The sequence below is a fragment of the Fundidesulfovibrio terrae genome (genome assembly GCF_022808915.1).
Classification (GTDB): Bacteria; Desulfobacterota; Desulfovibrionia; order Desulfovibrionales; family Desulfovibrionaceae; genus Fundidesulfovibrio; species Fundidesulfovibrio terrae.
This window is the reverse complement of sequence record NZ_JAKZFS010000001.1, coordinates 343,153-360,893: the sequence shown is the minus strand read 5'-3', so window position 1 is coordinate 360,893 and position 17,741 is coordinate 343,153. Positions and strand designations below refer to the sequence as shown.

General features: G+C 63.4%; 16 protein-coding genes. 7 read left to right on the top strand and 9 right to left on the bottom strand.

Annotated features, from left to right (window positions below):
* The first annotated feature begins 2 nt into the window (after positions 1-2).
* Together ML540_RS01645 and ML540_RS01640 are read left to right on the top strand one after the other, a co-directional pair.
* The gene (locus tag ML540_RS01645; protein WP_243358101.1) at positions 3-773 is read left to right on the top strand and encodes a hypothetical protein; all 771 of its coding nucleotides are present in this window, start codon (positions 3-5) and stop codon (positions 771-773) included.
* A gap of 120 nt (positions 774-893) precedes the next feature.
* Positions 894-1,616: a DUF72 domain-containing protein gene (locus ML540_RS01640; RefSeq protein WP_243358099.1), complete on the top strand. Its 723-nt coding sequence runs from the start codon at positions 894-896 to the stop codon at positions 1,614-1,616.
* Between the two features lie 16 nt (positions 1,617-1,632).
* Here ML540_RS01640 and ML540_RS01635 read toward each other — a convergent pair whose 3' ends face one another.
* Complete coding sequence (locus tag ML540_RS01635) at positions 1,633-1,992, bottom strand: VOC family protein (RefSeq protein WP_243358098.1); 360 nt, start codon at positions 1,990-1,992, stop codon at positions 1,633-1,635.
* A gap of 224 nt (positions 1,993-2,216) precedes the next feature.
* Between ML540_RS01635 and ML540_RS01630 the strand changes: the two genes are divergently transcribed.
* Both ML540_RS01630 and ML540_RS01625 read left to right on the top strand, forming a co-directional pair.
* Positions 2,217-3,320: an NADH:flavin oxidoreductase/NADH oxidase gene (locus ML540_RS01630; RefSeq protein ID WP_243358097.1), complete on the top strand. Its 1,104-nt coding sequence runs from the start codon at positions 2,217-2,219 to the stop codon at positions 3,318-3,320.
* A gap of 103 nt (positions 3,321-3,423) precedes the next feature.
* On the top strand, positions 3,424-3,609 hold the full coding sequence (locus ML540_RS01625; protein WP_243358096.1) for a hypothetical protein: 186 nt from the start codon (positions 3,424-3,426) through the stop codon (positions 3,607-3,609).
* Between the two features lie 84 nt (positions 3,610-3,693).
* Here ML540_RS01625 and glpT read toward each other — a convergent pair whose 3' ends face one another.
* Together glpT and ML540_RS01615 are read right to left on the bottom strand one after the other, a co-directional pair.
* Positions 3,694-5,052, bottom strand: coding sequence for a glycerol-3-phosphate transporter (glpT, locus tag ML540_RS01620; RefSeq protein ID WP_243358095.1), 1,359 nt, complete (start codon positions 5,050-5,052; stop codon positions 3,694-3,696).
* Positions 5,053-5,478: 426 nt separating this feature from the next.
* Positions 5,479-6,450, bottom strand: a complete 972-nt coding sequence (locus tag ML540_RS01615) for a 4Fe-4S binding protein (protein WP_243358094.1) — start codon at positions 6,448-6,450, stop codon at positions 5,479-5,481.
* A gap of 619 nt (positions 6,451-7,069) precedes the next feature.
* Between ML540_RS01615 and ML540_RS01610 the strand changes: the two genes are divergently transcribed.
* On the top strand, positions 7,070-7,303 hold the full coding sequence (locus ML540_RS01610) for a hypothetical protein (RefSeq protein WP_243358093.1): 234 nt from the start codon (positions 7,070-7,072) through the stop codon (positions 7,301-7,303).
* 10 nt (positions 7,304-7,313) lie between these two features.
* On the top strand, positions 7,314-8,315 hold the full coding sequence (locus ML540_RS01605) for a DUF6976 family protein (RefSeq protein WP_243358092.1): 1,002 nt from the start codon (positions 7,314-7,316) through the stop codon (positions 8,313-8,315).
* Between the two features lie 187 nt (positions 8,316-8,502).
* Here the strand turns inward: ML540_RS01605 and ML540_RS01600 are convergent, their stop codons facing one another.
* From ML540_RS01600 to ML540_RS01575, 6 genes are all read right to left on the bottom strand, one after another.
* A complete protein-coding gene (locus ML540_RS01600) occupies positions 8,503-9,171 on the bottom strand; it encodes a hypothetical protein (protein WP_243358091.1) in 669 nt (222 codons plus the stop codon).
* 107 nt (positions 9,172-9,278) lie between these two features.
* A complete protein-coding gene (locus tag ML540_RS01595; RefSeq protein WP_243358089.1) occupies positions 9,279-10,370 on the bottom strand; it encodes an eCIS core domain-containing protein in 1,092 nt (363 codons plus the stop codon).
* 99 nt (positions 10,371-10,469) lie between these two features.
* Positions 10,470-12,959: a leucine--tRNA ligase gene (leuS, locus tag ML540_RS01590; RefSeq protein WP_243358088.1), complete on the bottom strand. Its 2,490-nt coding sequence runs from the start codon at positions 12,957-12,959 to the stop codon at positions 10,470-10,472.
* Between the two features lies 1 nt (position 12,960).
* Positions 12,961-13,440: a transcription antitermination factor NusB gene (gene nusB / locus ML540_RS01585; protein ID WP_243358087.1), complete on the bottom strand. Its 480-nt coding sequence runs from the start codon at positions 13,438-13,440 to the stop codon at positions 12,961-12,963.
* Positions 13,440-13,910 carry a 6,7-dimethyl-8-ribityllumazine synthase gene (gene ribH / locus ML540_RS01580; protein WP_243358086.1) on the bottom strand — a complete coding sequence of 157 codons (471 nt, stop codon included), beginning with the start codon at positions 13,908-13,910 and terminating at the stop codon, positions 13,440-13,442. The genes nusB and ribH overlap by 1 nt, the downstream gene beginning before the upstream one ends.
* A 10-nt stretch (positions 13,911-13,920) precedes the next feature.
* A complete protein-coding gene (locus ML540_RS01575) occupies positions 13,921-15,138 on the bottom strand; it encodes a bifunctional 3,4-dihydroxy-2-butanone-4-phosphate synthase/GTP cyclohydrolase II (protein ID WP_243358085.1) in 1,218 nt (405 codons plus the stop codon).
* A gap of 343 nt (positions 15,139-15,481) precedes the next feature.
* Between ML540_RS01575 and ML540_RS01570 the strand changes: the two genes are divergently transcribed.
* A complete protein-coding gene (locus ML540_RS01570) occupies positions 15,482-17,731 on the top strand; it encodes a PAS domain S-box protein (RefSeq protein WP_243358084.1) in 2,250 nt (749 codons plus the stop codon).
* Positions 17,732-17,741: the final 10 nt, after the last annotated feature.

Sequence of the window (17,741 nt, the reverse complement as noted above, 5' to 3'; positions counted from 1 at the left end):
CCATGCTTATCGTCAACAAAGCTCCTTTCGCCAAAGGTTTGTTCCTGATGATCACGTTCCTGATCGTGTTCGGGGTCATCATGTCGCCGGTCTTCAAGGACCATAACGGAAACGTCCAGACCGGCCTGGAGTTCTCCGACGACTTCTTCAACAAGCTGTCCAAGAACTCCTCGGACTACTTCGACACCGTGAAGGCCGTCGTGGCCAAGCAGAAGGGCGTGCAGATCGCCGTCAATGCCACCATCTCCAAGCCCGACCCCAAGGACGAGCCCGACCACGCCAAGGCCCAGGCCAAGGCCAACCAGGACGCCCAGAACATCGCCAAGGTCCTGCAGACCGCCGGCGCCCAGGTCGAGGTGAAGGACAACGTGCTCATGGTCAAGGCGGACCTGGGCGTCATCACCGAGTTCGCCTGCAACAAGGCCATATCCGTGTTCGCCGTCACCGGCACCGAGGCCGTGGACAAGCCCGAGAACCAGGCCAACCGCAAGCTCTGCAAGGATCTCTGGAAGGGCTTCGGGGCCATGATGAAGGCCCTGCAGAAGGACCGCAAGGTGGCCGAGGCCAAGGCCCTGGACACCGTGATGCGCAAGGGCCTGGAACCGGCGTACAACTTCTACGGCCTGCCCGGCGAGCCCGTCTCCCAGAACGTCCTCATGCTGATCGGGCTGCTCTCCTTCTACGTGGTCTACACCATGTGGTACGGCTTCTCCATCTTCTTCATGTTCGAAGGCGTGGGCATGTCCATGAAGAAGTCCAAGAAGAAGGGCTAAATTTCCTCAACCTCAACCCCCCTACCCACAGAGAGGCCGCCTTCGGGCGGCCTCTCGCATTCCGGGGCTTGTCCTGCCGGGCCCGGGGCCGTACACGGGAGCATGGAGGCGAAAGGCCGCGTGCGCGTCGGAACGTCCGGCTGGCAGTATGACCACTGGCGCGGGCCGTTCTATCCCCCGGAGCTCGCCAAGTCCGGGTGGCTGGCCTTCTACGCCCGCCGCTTCGACACCGTGGAGATCAACTCCACCTTCTACCGCCTTCCCGGGGAAGCCGCGGCAGGCAAGTGGCGCGACGCCGCCCCTCCGGGCTTCCTCTACGCGGTCAAGGCCAGCCGCTTCATCACCCATTTCCGCAGGCTCAAAAACCCCCAGGACGGGCTGGCGTCCTTCTTCGGGCGCATCGCCCGCCTCGGGGACAGGCTGGGGCCGGTGCTTTTCCAGCTCCCTCCGCGCTTCCCCCGTGACATCGGGCTTCTCGGGGCCTTCCTGGACGCCCTGCCCGCCGGGATCCGCCATGTGTTCGAATTCCGCGACCCCACCTGGTTCCATGAGGATGTCTACACCCTCCTGGAGCGCCGGGGAGCCGGGTTCTGCGTTTTCGAACTGGGGGACCTGCGCTCGCCTGTGGAGGCCACGGCCCGCTTCGCCTACGTCCGGCTGCACGGCCCCGGGGAGCGTTACGCCGGGTGCTACTCCCGGGAAGCGCTCGCACGCTGGGCCGGGTATATGGCGGACTGGAGCGCCAGGGGCCTGGACGCCTTCTGCTATTTCGACAACGACCAGGCCGGGTACGCGGCCAGGAACGCGGCGGAGCTCAAGGAGCTGCTCGCGCCGCGTTCCTGAAGGTGCTGCCGTCGCGTCATTTTTCCTGCTTCATCTGCCACATGGCCAGGGCCGCCCCGGTGGGGTCGATGAACACGCTGAACCAACCGATTCCCGGAATCTCGGTGACATCCTTCACGATGTTCGCCCCGAGCGACTTCGCCTTCGCGGTCGACGCCTTCACGTCGTCCACCAGGACATAGGCCAGCCAGTGGGAGCCCACGCCGGGCACCGGGTTCTTCATCATGCCCCCGCCCGTGCCGTCCCCCACCTCGATCAGGGTGTAGTCGAATTCAGGCATGTCCTTGTATTGCCAATCGAAGAGTCCCTGGTAGAACTGTTTGGCCTGGGGCAGGTCGTTGGTCGCCAGCTCAACGTGGACGAAAGGATTTGCCATTTTCCGCCGCTCCTTGCGCGCTTGGCGCGGTTTTCCGGTTGCCGTCCTGCCCGCCGCGAAAAACGCGGAGGGAGGTTCGATCCACCCTCATAGCCCGAATCCGCGGCCACGGGCAACAATGGTCTTTTTCCTGATGCGCTGCTCCCGCAGGCGTGGTATGTTTCTGCCGTCTCCACCCGTCGACGGGGAGCGAATGAACCTTTTCAAACAGACGAGGTCGCCTCATGACCACAGCCCGCAACGAGCCCGGCCCGGGACCCGCGCTCTTGGCCCCATTGAGCATCCGGGGAGTCACCTTCCGCAACCGCATCGGCGTCTCGCCCATGTGCCAATACAGCTGCACGGACGGCCTGGCCGACGACTGGCATCTGGTGCACCTGGGAAGCCGCGCCGTGGGCGGGGCCGGGCTGGTCTTCGTGGAGGCCACGGCCGTCACGCCGGACGGACGCATTTCCCTCGGGGACATGGGCCTGTGGGACGACAAGCACATCGCGCCGCTTGCGCGCATAGCCGCCTTCCTGCGCCGCATGGGGGCCGTGCCCGGCATCCAGCTGGCCCACGCCGGACGCAAGGCCAGTTGCCTGCCGCCCTGGGAGGGCGGGGCCAAGATCCTCACGCCCGCCGACGGCGGCTGGATCACCACCGCGCCCTGCCCCCTGCCCTTCTCCGACCACGAGCCCGCCCCCGTGCCCCTGGACGAGGCGGGCATCAAGGCCGTGCGGGACGCCTTCGTGGCCGCCGCCAAACGCGCCGTGGCCGCCGGATTCGAGGTGGTGGAGATGCACGCCGCCCACGGCTACCTCATGCACCAGTTCCTCTCGCCCATAAGCAACGTCCGGGAGGACGCCTACGGCGGGACCCTGGAAAAGCGCATGCGCCTGCCCCTGGAAACGGCCGACGCCATCCGCGAGGTGCTGCCGGTGGACATGCCCTTCTTCACCCGCCTGTCCGCCACCGACTGGGTGGAGGGCGGCTGGGACCTGGAACAGTCCGTCATCTTCGCCCGCAAGCTGGCCGCCGTGGGAGTGGACATGGTGGACGTGAGCACGGGCGGGCTCGTCCCCAGCGCCAAGATTCCCGTGGGCCCCGGTTTCCAGGTGCCCTTCGCCGACACCATCCGCCGGGAGGCCCGGATCATGACCTGCACGGTGGGCCTCATCACCCAGCCCGAACAGGCCGAGGCCGTCGTGGCCGAGGAGAAGGCCGACATGGTGCTGTTGGGGCGCGAGATGCTGCGCGAACCCTACTGGGCCCTCAAGGCATACCACGGACTCGGCCAGGAAGCCCCGTGGCCCGTGCAGTACGGCTACGCGGTGAAGCGCCGCTAGGACGCAAGGCGCTCGAGCCACGCATACGGAAGCGGGCCGCACGGCTCGCGCCGGGACGCGCAAACCAGGGCCGGGCCACGGCCCGCAAATTCAGGAGCAGGCCATGAGGAGTTTTCTGCTGAGCACGCTTTGGGTCATCACCGTCGCCGTCAACTCCGGAACCACCAACGTGAACGTCAGCATGCCCGAATCGAGCTTCGACTCGCTCCTGGCGGCCATTCAGGCCATGAGCGCCAACACCGCCCTGTGGAACTCCAGCTTCTTCACCCAGCTCTTCCAGCTCTTCTAGAGGCGCTCCAGGCGCTGCCAAAGGAGAAGCCCCGCCCGGAACGCGTCCGGGCGGGGCTTTCTGCTTCGCGTATCTTGGCGGGGCCTACGCCTTGGCCTGCGCATCTCCGTTCTGCTTGGAGCTTGCGGCGCCATGCCCCCAGGTGAGGGCGATGGCCAGAATTGCCAACACGCCGGCAAGCACCATAAGCCCGAAATACCAGTCCCAGCCATAGGTCTGGATCACCCAGCCCGTCACCCAGTTGGCCACCACGGTGCCCAGCACGTAGCCGAACAGGCCGGTCAGCCCGGCGGCGGTTCCGGCGGCCTTCTTGGGCACCAGGTCCAGGGCGTGCAGGCCGATGAGCATCACCGGCCCGTAGACGAAGAAGCCGATGGACACCAGGGCCCAGCTGTCGACGATGGCCGGTCCGGATTTGTTGTACCAATACCAGGCCACGGTGAGCACGGTGGGGATCATGAACAGGATGCCCGCCGGGGCGCGGCGCGAACGGAAAAACTTGTCGGAAATCCAGCCGCACAGGATGGTGCCGGGAATGGCCGCGTACTCGTAGAGCGAATAGGCCAGGCCCGCCTGCTTGAAGTCGAAGCCCTTGACCTCTTTCAGGTAGGTGGGGGCCCAGTCCAGGACGCCGTAGCGGATGAAGTAGACGAAGATGTTGGCCAGGGCGATGTACCAGAGGTACTTGTTGGGCAGGATGTACTTGGTGAAGATTTCCTTGGTGGTCATCTCCACTTCATGGTCTTCGTTGTAGAACTCGGGGTAGTCGTTGTTGTGCTCCTCGATAGGCGGCAGGCCGCAGGACTGCGGGGTGTCGCGCATGGTGGCCAGGAGCACCAGGGCCACGCCGATGGCCACGCCCGCGGGCACGTAGAGCTTGGCCTGCCATTCGTTGAAGTAGCCCACGCCCCACACCGCCAGGTTGGCCACCACGCCGCCGCCCACGTTGTGGGCCACGTTCCACACCGAGACGATCTTGCCGCGTTCGTGGGTGGACCACCAGTGGACCATGGTGCGCCCGCACGGGGGCCAGCCCATGCCCTGCGCCCAGCCGTTCAGGAACTGCAGCGCGTACATGATGAACACCGAGGATATGGCCCACGGGCTAAACCCCATGAACATCATGATCCCGCCCGACAGGATGAGGCCCGCCGGCAGGAAGAAGCGAGGGTTCGAACGGTCCGAGACGATGCCCATTATGAATTTCGAGATGCCGTAGGCCACGGCTCCGGCGCTCATGACGAAGCCCATGTCGGCCTTGGTGAAGCCGAGCTTCAAGAGATCCGGCACGGCCAGGGCGATATTCTTGCGCACGAGGTAGTAACCGGCGTAGCCGAAGAAAATGCTGGCGAATATCTGCCAGCGCAGGCGCGTGTAGGTGGGGCTTTGGCAATCCTCGGGCATCCGGGCGATGTGCCGGGCCGGTTTGAATACGCCGATCATGGTTCCCTCCGATGGGACAAAACGATTACCGGTTTCTCGCGCGATGCACCTTGAAAACTCCCGGCCGCGACGCCCCCGCAAGACAGAAAACCTGAACTCGTGCGCCCAGCCGCTGACAAAAGCTCACATACAGACCTAAAACGTGTTCTTTTGTTACGATCAAGTTACAATTGTTACGATCCTGTGTCAATCAAGCCTTCATTTTTGTAAGCTTTCCGGCGCAGGCCAAAGAAAAGCCCCGCCGGATGCGCCCGGGCGGGGCTTTGATTCGAGATGCTTAAGAGAACGGTGCTGGATCCTCCAGGGCCGGAGAGGGGGCGAGGACTGATGCCTCAAGACGCCTCCGGCGGTCAAAGAAACAATGCTTGCCTTGGAATCCTGCACAGCTGCGCGGGATTCGCGGCCGCGCCGGTCCGAGCCGCGCCCTCAGCGCATGACCGAGGCGTACAGCGAGCGCAGCATGGCCACGGGCAGGCTGGCCTCCCAGCCTCCAAGGGCCATGGCCAGAAGGCAGATGCCCGCAAAGAGTCCCGTTCCACCGATCAGGGCCGTGAAGCGTGGCACCGGCCGCGTGAACAGGCGCAGGCGTAGCGTGCCCGGTTTGGGACAGGCCTCCACGCACTGCCCGCATCCCACGCACTGGGGCGAGCGCGCGGCAGCGCCAGGCGAGATGTCCATGGGGCAGGCCCGGCGGCAGCGCCCGCAACCGTCGCAGCCTTGCGCGTCGTGCGACACTGCGCACGGTCCGGCCAGGCCCAGGAGTCCGAGCAGCGCCCCGTACGGGCACAGCCAGCGGCACCAGGCGTTGCGGAACACCGCCCCCGCAAGGACCAGAAACCCGAGAACGGCCAGGAACGTCCCGGAGGGATGCATGAAGAGCTTGAGCAGGTGGGCGTCGGCCGTGAGGTTGTAGGGGCTGGCCAGGAACTGCCGGGCCGACGCCGCGTCCATGAGCACGAATATGGACGCCAGAAAGAACGCCAGGAACAGGTACTTGACCGCTCCGGCCAGCCGGTCCAGGAGCCTGGGCGCGGCCCGCGAAATCCCGGCCCGGCGGCCGGCGGCGCCGACCAGGTCCGAGGCCAGGCCCACCGGGCAGACGAAGCCGCAGAAGCTCTTTCGGAAGACCAGGGCGCAGGCCATGGCTGCGAGCAGGATGGTCAGCCCGGCAGGGTGCACGAAATCGTAGGCGCCGGTGAGAACCAAGCTCTTGAGCCCGGCTAGGGCGGCGATGGGCAGGAAGGCTTCCACCCCGGCGGGCCTGGGCACGAACGGCGCTCCCGGGTCCGCGGTCCAAGCGAGGAACCCCAGGAAGCGCCAGCCGGTGTACACGCACCCGGCGGCGAAGAGATACTGCACGGCCCGGCGCGCGGCCCTGGCCGAAGGAATCGAAACCATGCGGACAACTCCCCGTGTAGGCGGTCGCCTCCCCCTGTGAAACTTCGGCCCGGCATATGCCCGGTCGGCACGAAATGCTGTCGGGCCGCCGACACGGGGCGGGATAGAACGCCCGTTTTCAGGGGAAAGCAAGGAGTATCGTCCCGGCGGGCCGCGCCTTCGCCATCCAAGGCGGCGGGGGAACTACCCGCTGCCCGTCTATCCGGCGATATGCTCACTTTCGCCGGTCATGGCGCGTTTGGGCGCGTTTCGATCACCGGTTTGTTTCTTTCTGGGTCATTTTTGTCACGATCCCATATCTTTCGCGTGTCATTTTGTCCCCTCTGCCCGTGAGGGGACGCCGGTGCTCACCCGAGCGGCAATCGCCCGCAACCATTGACCATCATGATCCCGCCTCCGTTTGTCACCTGCGGGTATCCCTACCTGACGGGTCATTTTTACTTTCCGTAGGAACACTTCGCAAAAAGCTCCCTCGCAACACCCCGTCATTGCGCACTATTCTCCCAGGCCCGCTCCTTGCTCTTCTTCTGAGTGCGAGGCGCGGCGGCCAATGCCGAGCGGACGAGCTGACCGCCACCGCCCGCCGCATGGTCGGATCGAATACGCAAGGAGGTATACAATGGATGTGCCGAGCAAGAGCAACAAGGGTTGGCAAGACATCGTGACCGGCAAGAAGACGTACACGCTCAAATTTCTCGCCGCGAAGATCCTTCTGGGGCGCCTGACGCGCTCCATCAAGGACAACCCCTCCCCGGACAATGTGTCGTCGGGCGTAGAGCAACTGCACAATCTTCTTGCGCAGAACGCACACGTTCCGAGTGTCCAGGAAGATCTCAAAACCATCTTCGGGTAGGGAGGAAGCCATGCGCCAGGAAATCTTGAGCATCGAGGACGCCAGGCGGAAGATTGCGGAAGGACGGATCCTGCTTCTCGCCGGAGACGAGGACGCGCTGCGCCAGCTTCCCAAGGGGAACTGGCTGGCCGGGACCATCCCCTATTTCATATCCCACGAACGGGGCGGACTTGTCTCCCGCGAGCTGGTCTTCGCAACCGACATCACCGATATCGTGGCCGACGTGGCCATCGCCCAATACGACCAGAACACCCTGGCCCGGGTGTACGCCGAGGGTCCCAAGCACGGGTTCAGCTTCATCGTGATCCCGGCCTCCAGCCCCACCCACCTGGCCTTCGCCCTGAACGCCCCCAACTACAAGTCGTTCGGCGTGAGGCCCCTGATCGGATGGATCGCGGGCGTCCACCTGGACGACCTCGGCAAGAGGACCCCAAAGGTCTTCAACGGCATGACCGGCGACGTGGTGGAGGACGGAGCCCTGGTGCTGCAGGCCGAACTGCCTCCGAACAAGCTGGCCGAGATCGGCATCATCAACCTCTTCGAGCAGGGCGACGGCGACATCCTGACCTTCAACCACGACGGCTTCGCCTCCAAGGACGTCCTGGTCAACGGCGAGAAGCGCGACTTCGCCGCCTACTTGCTGAAAAACAAGCTGGACACCAAGCTGCCCCTGGTGGCCGACTACTACGGTGTCATGGTTAACATCAGCTTCCAGGGCATCGACGAGGCCGAAGGCACGGTGAAGTTCTACGCGCCCGTGTTCAGCGGCATCCGCTACAAGCACGCCAAGCCGGTGGCCGATTACGTGAAGACCTTCCAGGAGTGCCTGGGCAAGGAGTGCGGCGGCGACACCGACAAGGTGGTCTTCTCCTGCAACTGCATCCTCAACTATCTCTATTCCGAGCTGGAGGGCAAAAAGACCGACCCGTTCATCGGCCCGGTCACCTTCGGCGAGATCGCCTACCAGCTGCTCAACCAGACCCTGGTGTACCTGGAGGTCAAGGATTTCTAGTGCGCACCCGGCAGCCGGACCCCACACCCGGCCTGCCTCATGAGAAAGCCCCCGGACGAGCGCTCGTCCGGGGGCTTTGTTCTTGTCGACAGCCCTCAGCGCGGCGGCGCCCCGAAGTGTCCGCCCGTTCGTGAGATCGCGATGCCTAGCACAAGCGGAAAGGGAGGAGCGCCGTTTTCTTGCCGGTCTATTTCCCGGACTGTTTCCGAGCCTCTTCTTCTCGTTTCTCTTGCTTTGCCATGGCTTCATCATAGGGCAGCAATGGGATCAGGTAGTCCAGGAGAAAATTTCTCTGCCCGCAATCCTTGATTGCTTCCGCCTTTGCTACGAGAAATCTCGCCTTGTCCCCGCTGAAAATGAGGTCATCGTATGCTGGAGAATCTTGACCAGTCTTCATTTTATTAAAATAATAATCAAAACCATAAAAAGCGAATATCACCAATAAAACAGCAACGCGATCATCATCGCTCTCCAATTCCAGACGATGCATGAGATAATCCAAGTTAACAGGAACATTATCAAACACATATTCTGCCACTGCCTGCCACTGATCTTCCAAACGTGCCTGCCATGCACACAAATACAGATCAATAACATGATCAATGTTCATTGCTTTAACTTTGCCAGCTACCTCTTGTTTTGACAATTTTAAAACATCATAATGTTCGTCATTCAAACATGAAATGTCAACTTTTTGCTTATTATTGTCAGCATTTTCACCCGGGCAATAAGACAGGCCATCTTTCCTGTCCAATATAAACGCCGTGGAAATTGACGGACAGACTGCAGACAAAACACAAAACAACAGCACGTGCAAAGCCACGATTTTGTGTAGCGTCATACGTTCTTGGTGCATACTATTCTATCCTCACGATGGAACCCATCATCCTTCAACATCGTATGAGCACTCCGCACGGATGAATTCCGTGCGGAGTGCCCATAAATAGAATGATCAATTTTTTGTCAGTTGTCAAATGTTCCGTCTGGATTTGCCCCATACTCCTTTCGGATTTCTTGTAGCCTCAGCTGCTTTATCGCTTCCCTGGCTTGGGCCGCGCGGGCCATGGCCTCTTTTTCGTATTTATTGTCATCATGAGTGACGCTATCACCTTTAAACACATAGCCCCACTTCGTCATGCCATTCTGATATTGCACGGCATGATGAAGCTCGTGGGCCAAGAATTCAAGATCGTCTAGATCTGTGCTGTCAGGCTTATCCACTCCAGCACGCATGTAAATTTCGTTGGCATTCGGCGTGACCGCGCTTTGACGGCTGAATGCGAGAACAGGATGAGACTTGCCACTATGTATCGTTATGTTGTCGAGCAAGTCGTCATCATAACCTGCACCCCGAAGATAGTACTTCTCCTTGTCGGTCAGCTTTCTCGAATAGGAGCTTGGTTGCTTGGAACCATCTCCCTGAGTTTGGCTGTTGCTTTCCGAACCGCCGCCCCCATCCACCGCGCCATACTGGGCATTGTCCGCAAGTTGCCGGGCGGCAGGGGCATCCTGTCCACTGGCGGTTGAGGCATTGCCACCGTCATCCTGCCGCGAGGCTTGCCCACTGTACGCGGTCTGCCTTGCTTGAAAGCTTGAGCCATCTCCACCGGCTTCCGATCCGCCATACCCGAAACGGGTGTCCATGGAGTAATTGCCATCATGACCGGTGTCCTCGGTGCTGCGAAGCGGTTGCCAGGCATCCGGACGTTCTAACCCCAATCTGTCCGCATTCAGTGCGGAGGGATCGACTCCAAACAACTTCGCGTAGCCCCGGCGGGACTGTTCCGGAGTGAGCGGCGGCCTGCCGTAAGGATACTCGTCCAGGGACGGCGGATCGTCCGGATGCGGTTCAGGCTGGCCGGGAAGTGTCCGGAACACGCTCTGCACTCCGTCATCCGGTTGCCGGGCAAGAAGGTCGTTTGCTCCATACGGCTGGCCGCCGGGGACTGTTCCGCCCTCGTCCTGCTCCTGGCCGTCGGGGTTTGAACCGAAAAGATTGAAAAACATACCCTCTCCTCCTTGGATTTTTCCGGAGGATTGTATGCAGGCGATCATTTCTTTCACCCCATATAGCGCTATGTGGGCAAAAGAATGAAAAAAAGCCCCCGGACGATCACTCGTCCGAGGGCTTCATCATTTGTCTGAACGAGCCGGCTAGTTGGCCACGATGTTCACGAGCTTGCCGGGCACACAGATCACCTTGCGCACGGTCTTGCCCTCGATGTGCCGGGCCACGTTCTCCTCGGCCAGAGCCTGCGCCTTCACGGACTCCTCGTCGGCGTCGGCCGCCACCTCGATCTTGCCGCGCAGCTTACCGCACACCTGCACCACCACGGTGACGGTGTCCGTGGCCAGCGCCTCGGGATCGTAGGCGGGCCAGGGCTCGTCGGCCAGGAGCCTGGCGTGCCCGATGGCCTCCCACAACTCCTCGCACACGTGCGGGGCCATGGGCGAGAGCACCACCAGAAGCGAGTTCACCGCCGAGGACACGGCCTCGGGGTCCTCTTTCTTCAGCTCCTCCACGTTTGCGTAGAGGAAGTTGATCATCTCCATGGTGGCGGCGATGGCCGTGTTGAACTGGAACTGTCCCTCGATGTCCTTGGCCACCTTGGCCACCATGGCGTGCTCGCGGCGGCGAAGCTCGCGGGCCAGGGGCGAAAGCCGGGACTGGTCCACGGGCAGACAGGGTCCGGAAGGCATCACGATCCCCTCCAGCTCCTCGGTGACCAAGCGCCACAGGCGGTTCAGGAAGCGGGCCGCGCCCTCGATGCCGGTGTCGGACCACTCCAGGTCCTTTTCAGGCGGGGCTGCGAAGAGCATGAACACGCGCACCGTGTCCGCGCCGTACTTGGCCACCATGTCGTCGGGGTCCACCACGTTGCCCTTGGACTTGGACATCTTGGCCCCGTCCTTGATGACCATGCCCTGGGTGAGCAGGTTCGCGAAGGGCTCGGCGTGGGTCACGTAGCCCAGGTCGCGCAGGGCCTTGACGTAGAAGCGCGAATACAGAAGGTGCAGGATGGCGTGCTCGATGCCGCCCACGTACTGGTCAACGGGGGACCAGTACTTCACGGCCTCAGCGTCGAAGGGCGCCGTGTCCTCCTGGGGGCAGGCGTAGCGCAGGAAGTACCAGCTGGACTCCATGAAGGTGTCCATGGTGTCGGTCTCCCGCCTAGCGGGGCCGCCGCACTTGGGGCAGGTGGTGTTCACGAATTCCGGGGTATCGGGCAGGGGCGAGCGGCCGTCTTCGCGCACCTGGATGTCCAGGGGAAGCTTCACCGGCAGGTCCTTTTCCGGCACCGGCACCACGCCGCACTCGGCGCAGTAGACCATGGGGATGGGCGCGCCCCAGTAGCGCTGGCGGGAGATGTTCCAGTCCCGCAGGCGGTAGTTGACGGCGCGGGTGCCCTTGTTCTCGGCCTCCAGCCAGTCGGCGATGGCCACCTTGGCGTCGGAGGAGTCCTGCCCGGTGAACGGCCCGGAGTCGAAAAGCACGCCGGGGTCGGTGTAGGCCTCGGTCAGGGCGGCGGCATCGAAATTCTGGCCCTTGGGATTGATGACCACCTTGAGGGGCAGGCCGTACTTTTTGGCGAACTCGAAGTCGCGCTGGTCGTGGGCGGGCACGGCCATGACCGCGCCGGTGCCGTAGCCCATGAGCACGAAGTTGGCGAGATAGATGGGCATCTTCGCGCCGGTCACGGGGTTCACGCAGTAACTGCCCGTGAACACGCCCTCTTTTTCCAGGTCGTCCGCTTGGCGCTTGATGCGGTCCATGTTGCGGATCTTCTCGATGAAGGCCTTGGCGTCGGCCTCCTGGGGCTTGCCCGCGATCAGCTTGGCGGCCAGGGGGTGCTCGGCCGCGATGGACATGAAGGTCGCGCCCCAGAGGGTGTCCTGCCTCGTGGTGAACACGCGCACGTTGCCCGAGCCGTCCTCAAGCGGAAAATCGATCTCGCAGCCCACGGACTTGCCGATCCAGTTGCGCTGCATGGTGAGCACGCGCTCGGGCCAGCCCCCGGCCAAGGTGTCCAGGTCCTTGAGGAGCTCCTCGGTGTAGGCCGTGATGCGCAGGAACCACTGCTCCAGGTCCTTCTGCTCCACCTCGGAGTCGCAGCGCCAGCACTTGCCGTCCTCCACCTGCTCGTTGGCCAGCACCGTGTGGCAGTCCGGGCACCAGTTCTGGGGGGAGTTCTTGCGGTAGACCAGGCCCTTCTCGAAGAACTTCACGAAGAAGAGCTGCTCCCAGCGGTAGTAGGAGGCGTCACAGGTGGCCAGCTCACGCTCCCAGTCGAGGGAGTAGCCCATCTTCTGCAGCTGCGAACGCATGTTGTCGATGTTGGAATAGGTCCACTTGGCGGGGTGGAGCTTGTTCTTGATGGCCGCGTTCTCGGCGGGCAGGCCGAAGGCGTCCCAGCCCATGGGGTGCAGCACGTTGAAGCCGTGCATGCGCTTGAATCGCGCCACCACGTCGCCGATGGTGTAGACGCGCACGTGCCCCATGTGGATGCGCCCCGAGGGGTAGGGGAACATCTCCAGCACGTAGTACTTGGGCTTGGACGGGTCGGCCTCCACGTGGAAGGAGCGGCCGGCGGTCCATTTGCCCTGCCACTTGGCCTCGACGGACAGCGGTTCGTAGCGTTTCATCTCAGGCTTCTTCTTTGTTCTTGGAGAGGTCTTTCTTCACTTCGAACTTGCCCTGGTCCACGGCCTTGGCCACGGCGTCCAGGATGCCGTTGACGAAGCCCGGCGAGTTCTCGTCGCCGAACTCCTTGGCCAGCTCCACGGCCTCGTTCAGGGCCACGCGCAGGGGGATGTCGGCAACGTGCAGGATCTCGTACAGGGCCAGGCGCAGGATGGTCAGCTCCACCTTGGCGATGCGCCCGATCTTCCAGTTCTGGGAGTGCTGCTGCACGAGCTTGTCCAGCTCGTCGCGGCCGTTCCAGACGCCGGAAACCAGCTCCTGAACGTAGGCGTCACCCGACTCGGGCATGTCCGGGTCCATGGGAGCGTCCTCCACGGCCTTCTTCAGCGCCCGGTCGTTGACCGGGGGCTCGAACTCGAAGCCGTAGAGCACCTGGAAGGCGCGCCGGCGGGCCTTGCGCCTGGGGGTCTGGGGTCCTGACACTAGATCTGCTCCAGGACCCGCACCAGTTCCAGGGCGGCGGAGGCGGCTTCCACGCCCTTGTTGCCTGCCTTGGTTCCGGCGCGCTCGATGGCCTGCTCCAGGTTGTCGGTGGTCAGCAGGCCGAAGCCGATGGGCACGCCGAACTCCAGGCCCACCTGGGCCAGGCCCTTGGTGCACTCCCCGGCCACGAAGTCGAAGTGGGGGGTGTGGCCCCGGACCACCGCGCCCAGGCAGACGACGGCGGCGTACCTGCCGGAGGCGGCCAGCTTCTTGGCGGCCAGCGGCATCTCAAAGGCGCCGGGGACGCGCACGATGGTCAGGTCCTCGCGCTCGGCCCCATGGCGGACGAGGTAGTCCACCGCGCCGCCCACCAGGCGGTCCACGATGGTGTCGTTGAAGCGCGCCGCAAGGATGGCGAACTTGAGGCCCTTGGCCGTCATCTGGCCTTCGATGGTGCGGATGTGCTGCATGGCGGGTTCCTTATTTGTTCTCAAGATTGAGCATGTGGCCCATCTTTTCCTTCTTGGTGAGCAGGTAGTCGATGTTGGTCTCGCAGGCGTTCATCTCGATGGGCACGCGCTCCACCACCTCGAGGCCGTAGCCCTCGAGCCCCACGATCTTCTTGGGGTTGTTGGTCATGAGGCGCATCTTGGTCACGCCCAGGGCCACCAGCATCTGGGCGCCGATGCCGTAGTCGCGCAGGTCGGCCTTGAAGCCGAGCTTGCGGTTGGCCTCCACGGTGTCCAGCCCCTGGTCCTGCAGGGCGTAGGCCTTGATCTTGTTGGCCAGGCCGATTCCCCGGCCTTCCTGGCGCATGTAGAGCACCACGCCCGAACCTTCGCGGTCGATCATGCGCAGGGCCTGCTGGAGCTGGCCGCCGCAGTCGCAGCGAAGCGAGCCCAACACGTCGCCGGTGAGGCACTCGGAGTGCACGCGCACCAGGGTGGGCTCGCCAGGGGTGATCTTGCCCTTGACGATGGCCACGTGGGTCTTGGCGTTGTCCTCGTCGGTCTCGAAGGCGATGACCTTGAACCCCTCGCCGTAGCAGGTGGGCAGCTCGGCCTCGGCCACCTTGTTCACGCTGAGGTGTCCGAAGCGCATGCGGTAGCGGATGAGGTCCGCGATGGAGGCGATCTTGAGGCCGTGGGTCTTGGCGAATTCGATGAGGTCCGGCATGCGGGCCATGTTGCCGTCCTCGCGCATGATCTCGCAGATGACCGCACAGGGCTTGAGGCCCGCAAGCCTGGACAGGTCCACGCTGCCCTCGGTCTGTCCGGCGCGCACCAGCACGCCGCCGTCCTTGGCCCGCAGGGGGAAGATATGGCCGGGGGAGACGATGTCCTCGGCCTTGACGTCGTCGGCCACGGCGGTGAGGATCGTGGTGGCGCGGTCGTAGGCCGAGATGCCCGTGGTGACGCCCACGCGGGCCTCGATGCTTACTGTGAACCCGGTTCCGAACTGGGACTGGTTCTGGTTGGTCATCATGGGGAGCTTCAGCTTGTCGATCCAATCGGACGACATGGGCAGGCAGATGAGGCCACGGCCGTGCACGGCCATGAAATTGATGATTTCGGGCGTGACCTTTTCGGCGGCGATGGTCAGGTCGCCCTCGTTCTCACGATCCTCGTCGTCCACCAGGATGATCATTTTACCCTGGCGGATCTCCTCGATTGCTTCCTCGGTGGTGCAAAGGGGCATGGGAAAGTCCTCCTGAAGGCGGACGCGGATGGCGTCGGCCGGAACGTTTTGCAGTAGTGCGGAATGCGAAAAAGGGCAAGCCGGGCCGTGGCCAGCGGGCGCAGCGCCATCCCTGTCGCTCCGGGCTGCGCCGCGACGTTTCGCCGGATGCCGTTCGGAGCCCTAAATGCCTGAATCGTAAGAACTTGACACCGCTGTAAATTAGGACGATATTTTTTATGTTTTTGTTCGGAATCTTGAGACGCAACCGGCGATTTATTCCGAAAGCAACCTTGCTTCAGCTTCGGCGACCGTAGCGCCCCGGAACCCGTCCCGGGCAACGCCGCTCCTCCAGGAGGGGAAGATGCGGTTCGTCTTTTCAGGCACCATTCGCCGGGCCCTGGTGACCCTTGTGCTGACAGCGGTCCTGCCGGCACTTGGCATCATTCTCTATTCCGGGATCGAAGCCCGCAAGCAGGCCCTGCGCGACGCCGAAAATTCCGCCTTGCTCATGGCCCAGGGCATAGCGGAACTTCAGGAGAGGACCACCCGGGACATCCAGCTGTTGTTCCAGGTGCTGACCAAAACTCCTCTCATCCTTCAGAACCAGGGATCGGAGTCTACGGAACTCTTCAGGGAACTCGTCCGCGACAACCCCGAACTGGCCAACATCGCTGTGGCCGACCTGGACGGCAACCTGCTCGCCTCTGCCGTGGCGTACGAGAAAGTCAACGTCTCCGGAAGAAAGCACTTCCAGGAAGTACTCCGTTCCGGCTCCTTCACTGTGGGAGAATATCAGGTCAGCATGACCACGGGCCAGCCGGTCTTTCCGTTCGCCAGCCCCCTGCGCGGCCCGGGCGGCCGCACCGTCGGCGTCCTGTTGGCGTCGATCCCCCTCGGCCCCATTTCCAAGCTCTTCCAGAACGCATATCTCCCGCCCGATTCCGTGGTGTCCGTGGCCGACCGCAACGGCTCCCGGCTGCACCGGTCCCCTGCCAGCGAAAAAATCCTCCTGGGCCAGCCCATCCCCGCCGCCATCTGGGAGGCCATGACCCGCCCCGACAGCCCGGATTTCGCCCACCTGGAAGGCGCGGACGGCGTGCGGCGCATCTACGCCTTCGCGCGGCTTCGGCTGAGCCCGGAGGACGCCCCCTACCTCTACATCAGCGTGGGCATCCCGGAGAGCCACGGCCTGGCCGTGGCCAACGCGCTCTTGTTGCGCAACCTGTGGCTTCTGGCCGCGGCCTCGGTGCTGGCCCTGGCCATCTCCTGGCTTCTGGGCAAACTCATGCTGGTGCGGCGTATCGACCGGCTGGTGGCGGTGACGGAAACCGTCGGGGCGGGCGGGCTGTCCGCGCGCATCGGCAGCACGTCGCCCCTGGGCGAACTGGGACGCCTGGAGCGTTCGGTGGACCGCATGGCCGACGCCCTGGCCAAGGACGCCGAAGAGCGCAAGCGCTACGAGAGGGAGCTCCGCGAGGCCAACGACGAACTGGAGCAGCGGGTCCTGAACCGCACCCGCGAATTGCGCGACGCCAACACCATGCTGAAAAAGGAGATCCGCAAGCGCACGCGGGCCCAGAAGGCTCTGCGCCAGAGCGAGGAGATGCACCGGGCGCTGTACGAGCAGTCGGCCGTGGGCATCTTCGTCATGGACCTCCAGGGCACAGTCCTGGACGCCAATCCCACGGCCCTGGAGCTTCTGGGCTACACCATCGAGGAAATCAAGGGTAAGCCGTACCGGAACCTGATCCTCCCGGAAAATCTCGATTCCCAGCCCATCGACACGGAGAAGATCCTCTCCGGAAACGTGGTGCGCGCCGAACGGGTATACCTGACCAAGGACGGACGGGGCGTTCCGGTGGACGTCAGCGGGCGCATCGTGACCCCGGACACCTATCAGGCCGTATTCAAGGACGCCACCGAGCGCAAGAAGCTGGAGCAACTGCGCGAGGACGTGGAACGCATCACCCGCCATGACCTGAAGACGCCGCTTCTCGGCATCGTGCACATCCCGGCCATGCTTCTCAAGCACGAAAACCTGACCGAGAAGCAGCGCGAACTTTTGCGGATGATGCAGGCTTCCGGCTACCGGATGCTTCGCAACATCAACATGTCCCTGGCGCTCTACAAGATCGAGTCCAAGACCTACCAGTGCGAGCAGACCCCGTTCGACATGCTCGGGACCATGACCCGGGTGGTGGAGGAAACCAGCGCCTTCGCAGGGTCCCGGGGGGTGTCCGGGGCCCTCATGCTGGACGGTGCGGCACCCCTCCCGGACGCCCGGTTCACGGTGGACGGCGAGGAGCACCTCTGCGTCACCATGCTGGAAAATTTGGTCAAGAACGCCCTGGAGGCGTCCCCCAAGGGGGCGGAGGTCCGGCTGGAATTCGACTCCGCGCGACGCACCCTGTCCATCCGCAACCTGGGAGAGGTGCCCCAGGGCATCCGGGCGCGCTTCTTCGAGAAATACACCACCGAGGGCAAGAAATGGGGCACGGGGCTGGGCACCTATTCGGCCCGGCTCATCGCCGAAGCCCATGGCTGGACCATCCGCCTGGACGACTCGGTCCCGGGCGAGACCACCATCGTCATCGGGTTCGCCGCTCCCTGACCACCGGGCG

Bases quoted from the DNA above. Each gene is read 5' to 3' on its own strand.
- ML540_RS01645 (WP_243358101.1), top strand. From the start codon at position 3: ATGCTTATCGTCAACAAAGCTCCTTTCGCCAAAGGTTTGTTCCTGATG.
- ML540_RS01635 (WP_243358098.1), bottom strand. From the start codon at position 1,992: ATGGCAAATCCTTTCGTCCACGTTGAGCTGGCGACCAACGACCTGCCC.
- ML540_RS01630 (WP_243358097.1), top strand. From the start codon at position 2,217: ATGACCACAGCCCGCAACGAGCCCGGCCCGGGACCCGCGCTCTTGGCC.
- ML540_RS01625 (WP_243358096.1), top strand. From the start codon at position 3,424: ATGAGGAGTTTTCTGCTGAGCACGCTTTGGGTCATCACCGTCGCCGTC.
- glpT (WP_243358095.1), bottom strand. From the start codon at position 5,052: ATGATCGGCGTATTCAAACCGGCCCGGCACATCGCCCGGATGCCCGAG.
- ML540_RS01615 (WP_243358094.1), bottom strand. From the start codon at position 6,450: ATGGTTTCGATTCCTTCGGCCAGGGCCGCGCGCCGGGCCGTGCAGTAT.
- ML540_RS01610 (WP_243358093.1), top strand. From the start codon at position 7,070: ATGGATGTGCCGAGCAAGAGCAACAAGGGTTGGCAAGACATCGTGACC.
- ML540_RS01605 (WP_243358092.1), top strand. From the start codon at position 7,314: ATGCGCCAGGAAATCTTGAGCATCGAGGACGCCAGGCGGAAGATTGCG.
- ML540_RS01600 (WP_243358091.1), bottom strand. From the start codon at position 9,171: ATGCACCAAGAACGTATGACGCTACACAAAATCGTGGCTTTGCACGTG.
- ML540_RS01595 (WP_243358089.1), bottom strand. From the start codon at position 10,370: ATGATCGCCTGCATACAATCCTCCGGAAAAATCCAAGGAGGAGAGGGT.
- leuS (WP_243358088.1), bottom strand. From the start codon at position 12,959: ATGAAACGCTACGAACCGCTGTCCGTCGAGGCCAAGTGGCAGGGCAAA.
- ribH (WP_243358086.1), bottom strand. From the start codon at position 13,910: ATGCAGCACATCCGCACCATCGAAGGCCAGATGACGGCCAAGGGCCTC.
- ML540_RS01575 (WP_243358085.1), bottom strand. From the start codon at position 15,138: ATGCCCCTTTGCACCACCGAGGAAGCAATCGAGGAGATCCGCCAGGGT.
- ML540_RS01570 (WP_243358084.1), top strand. From the start codon at position 15,482: ATGCGGTTCGTCTTTTCAGGCACCATTCGCCGGGCCCTGGTGACCCTT.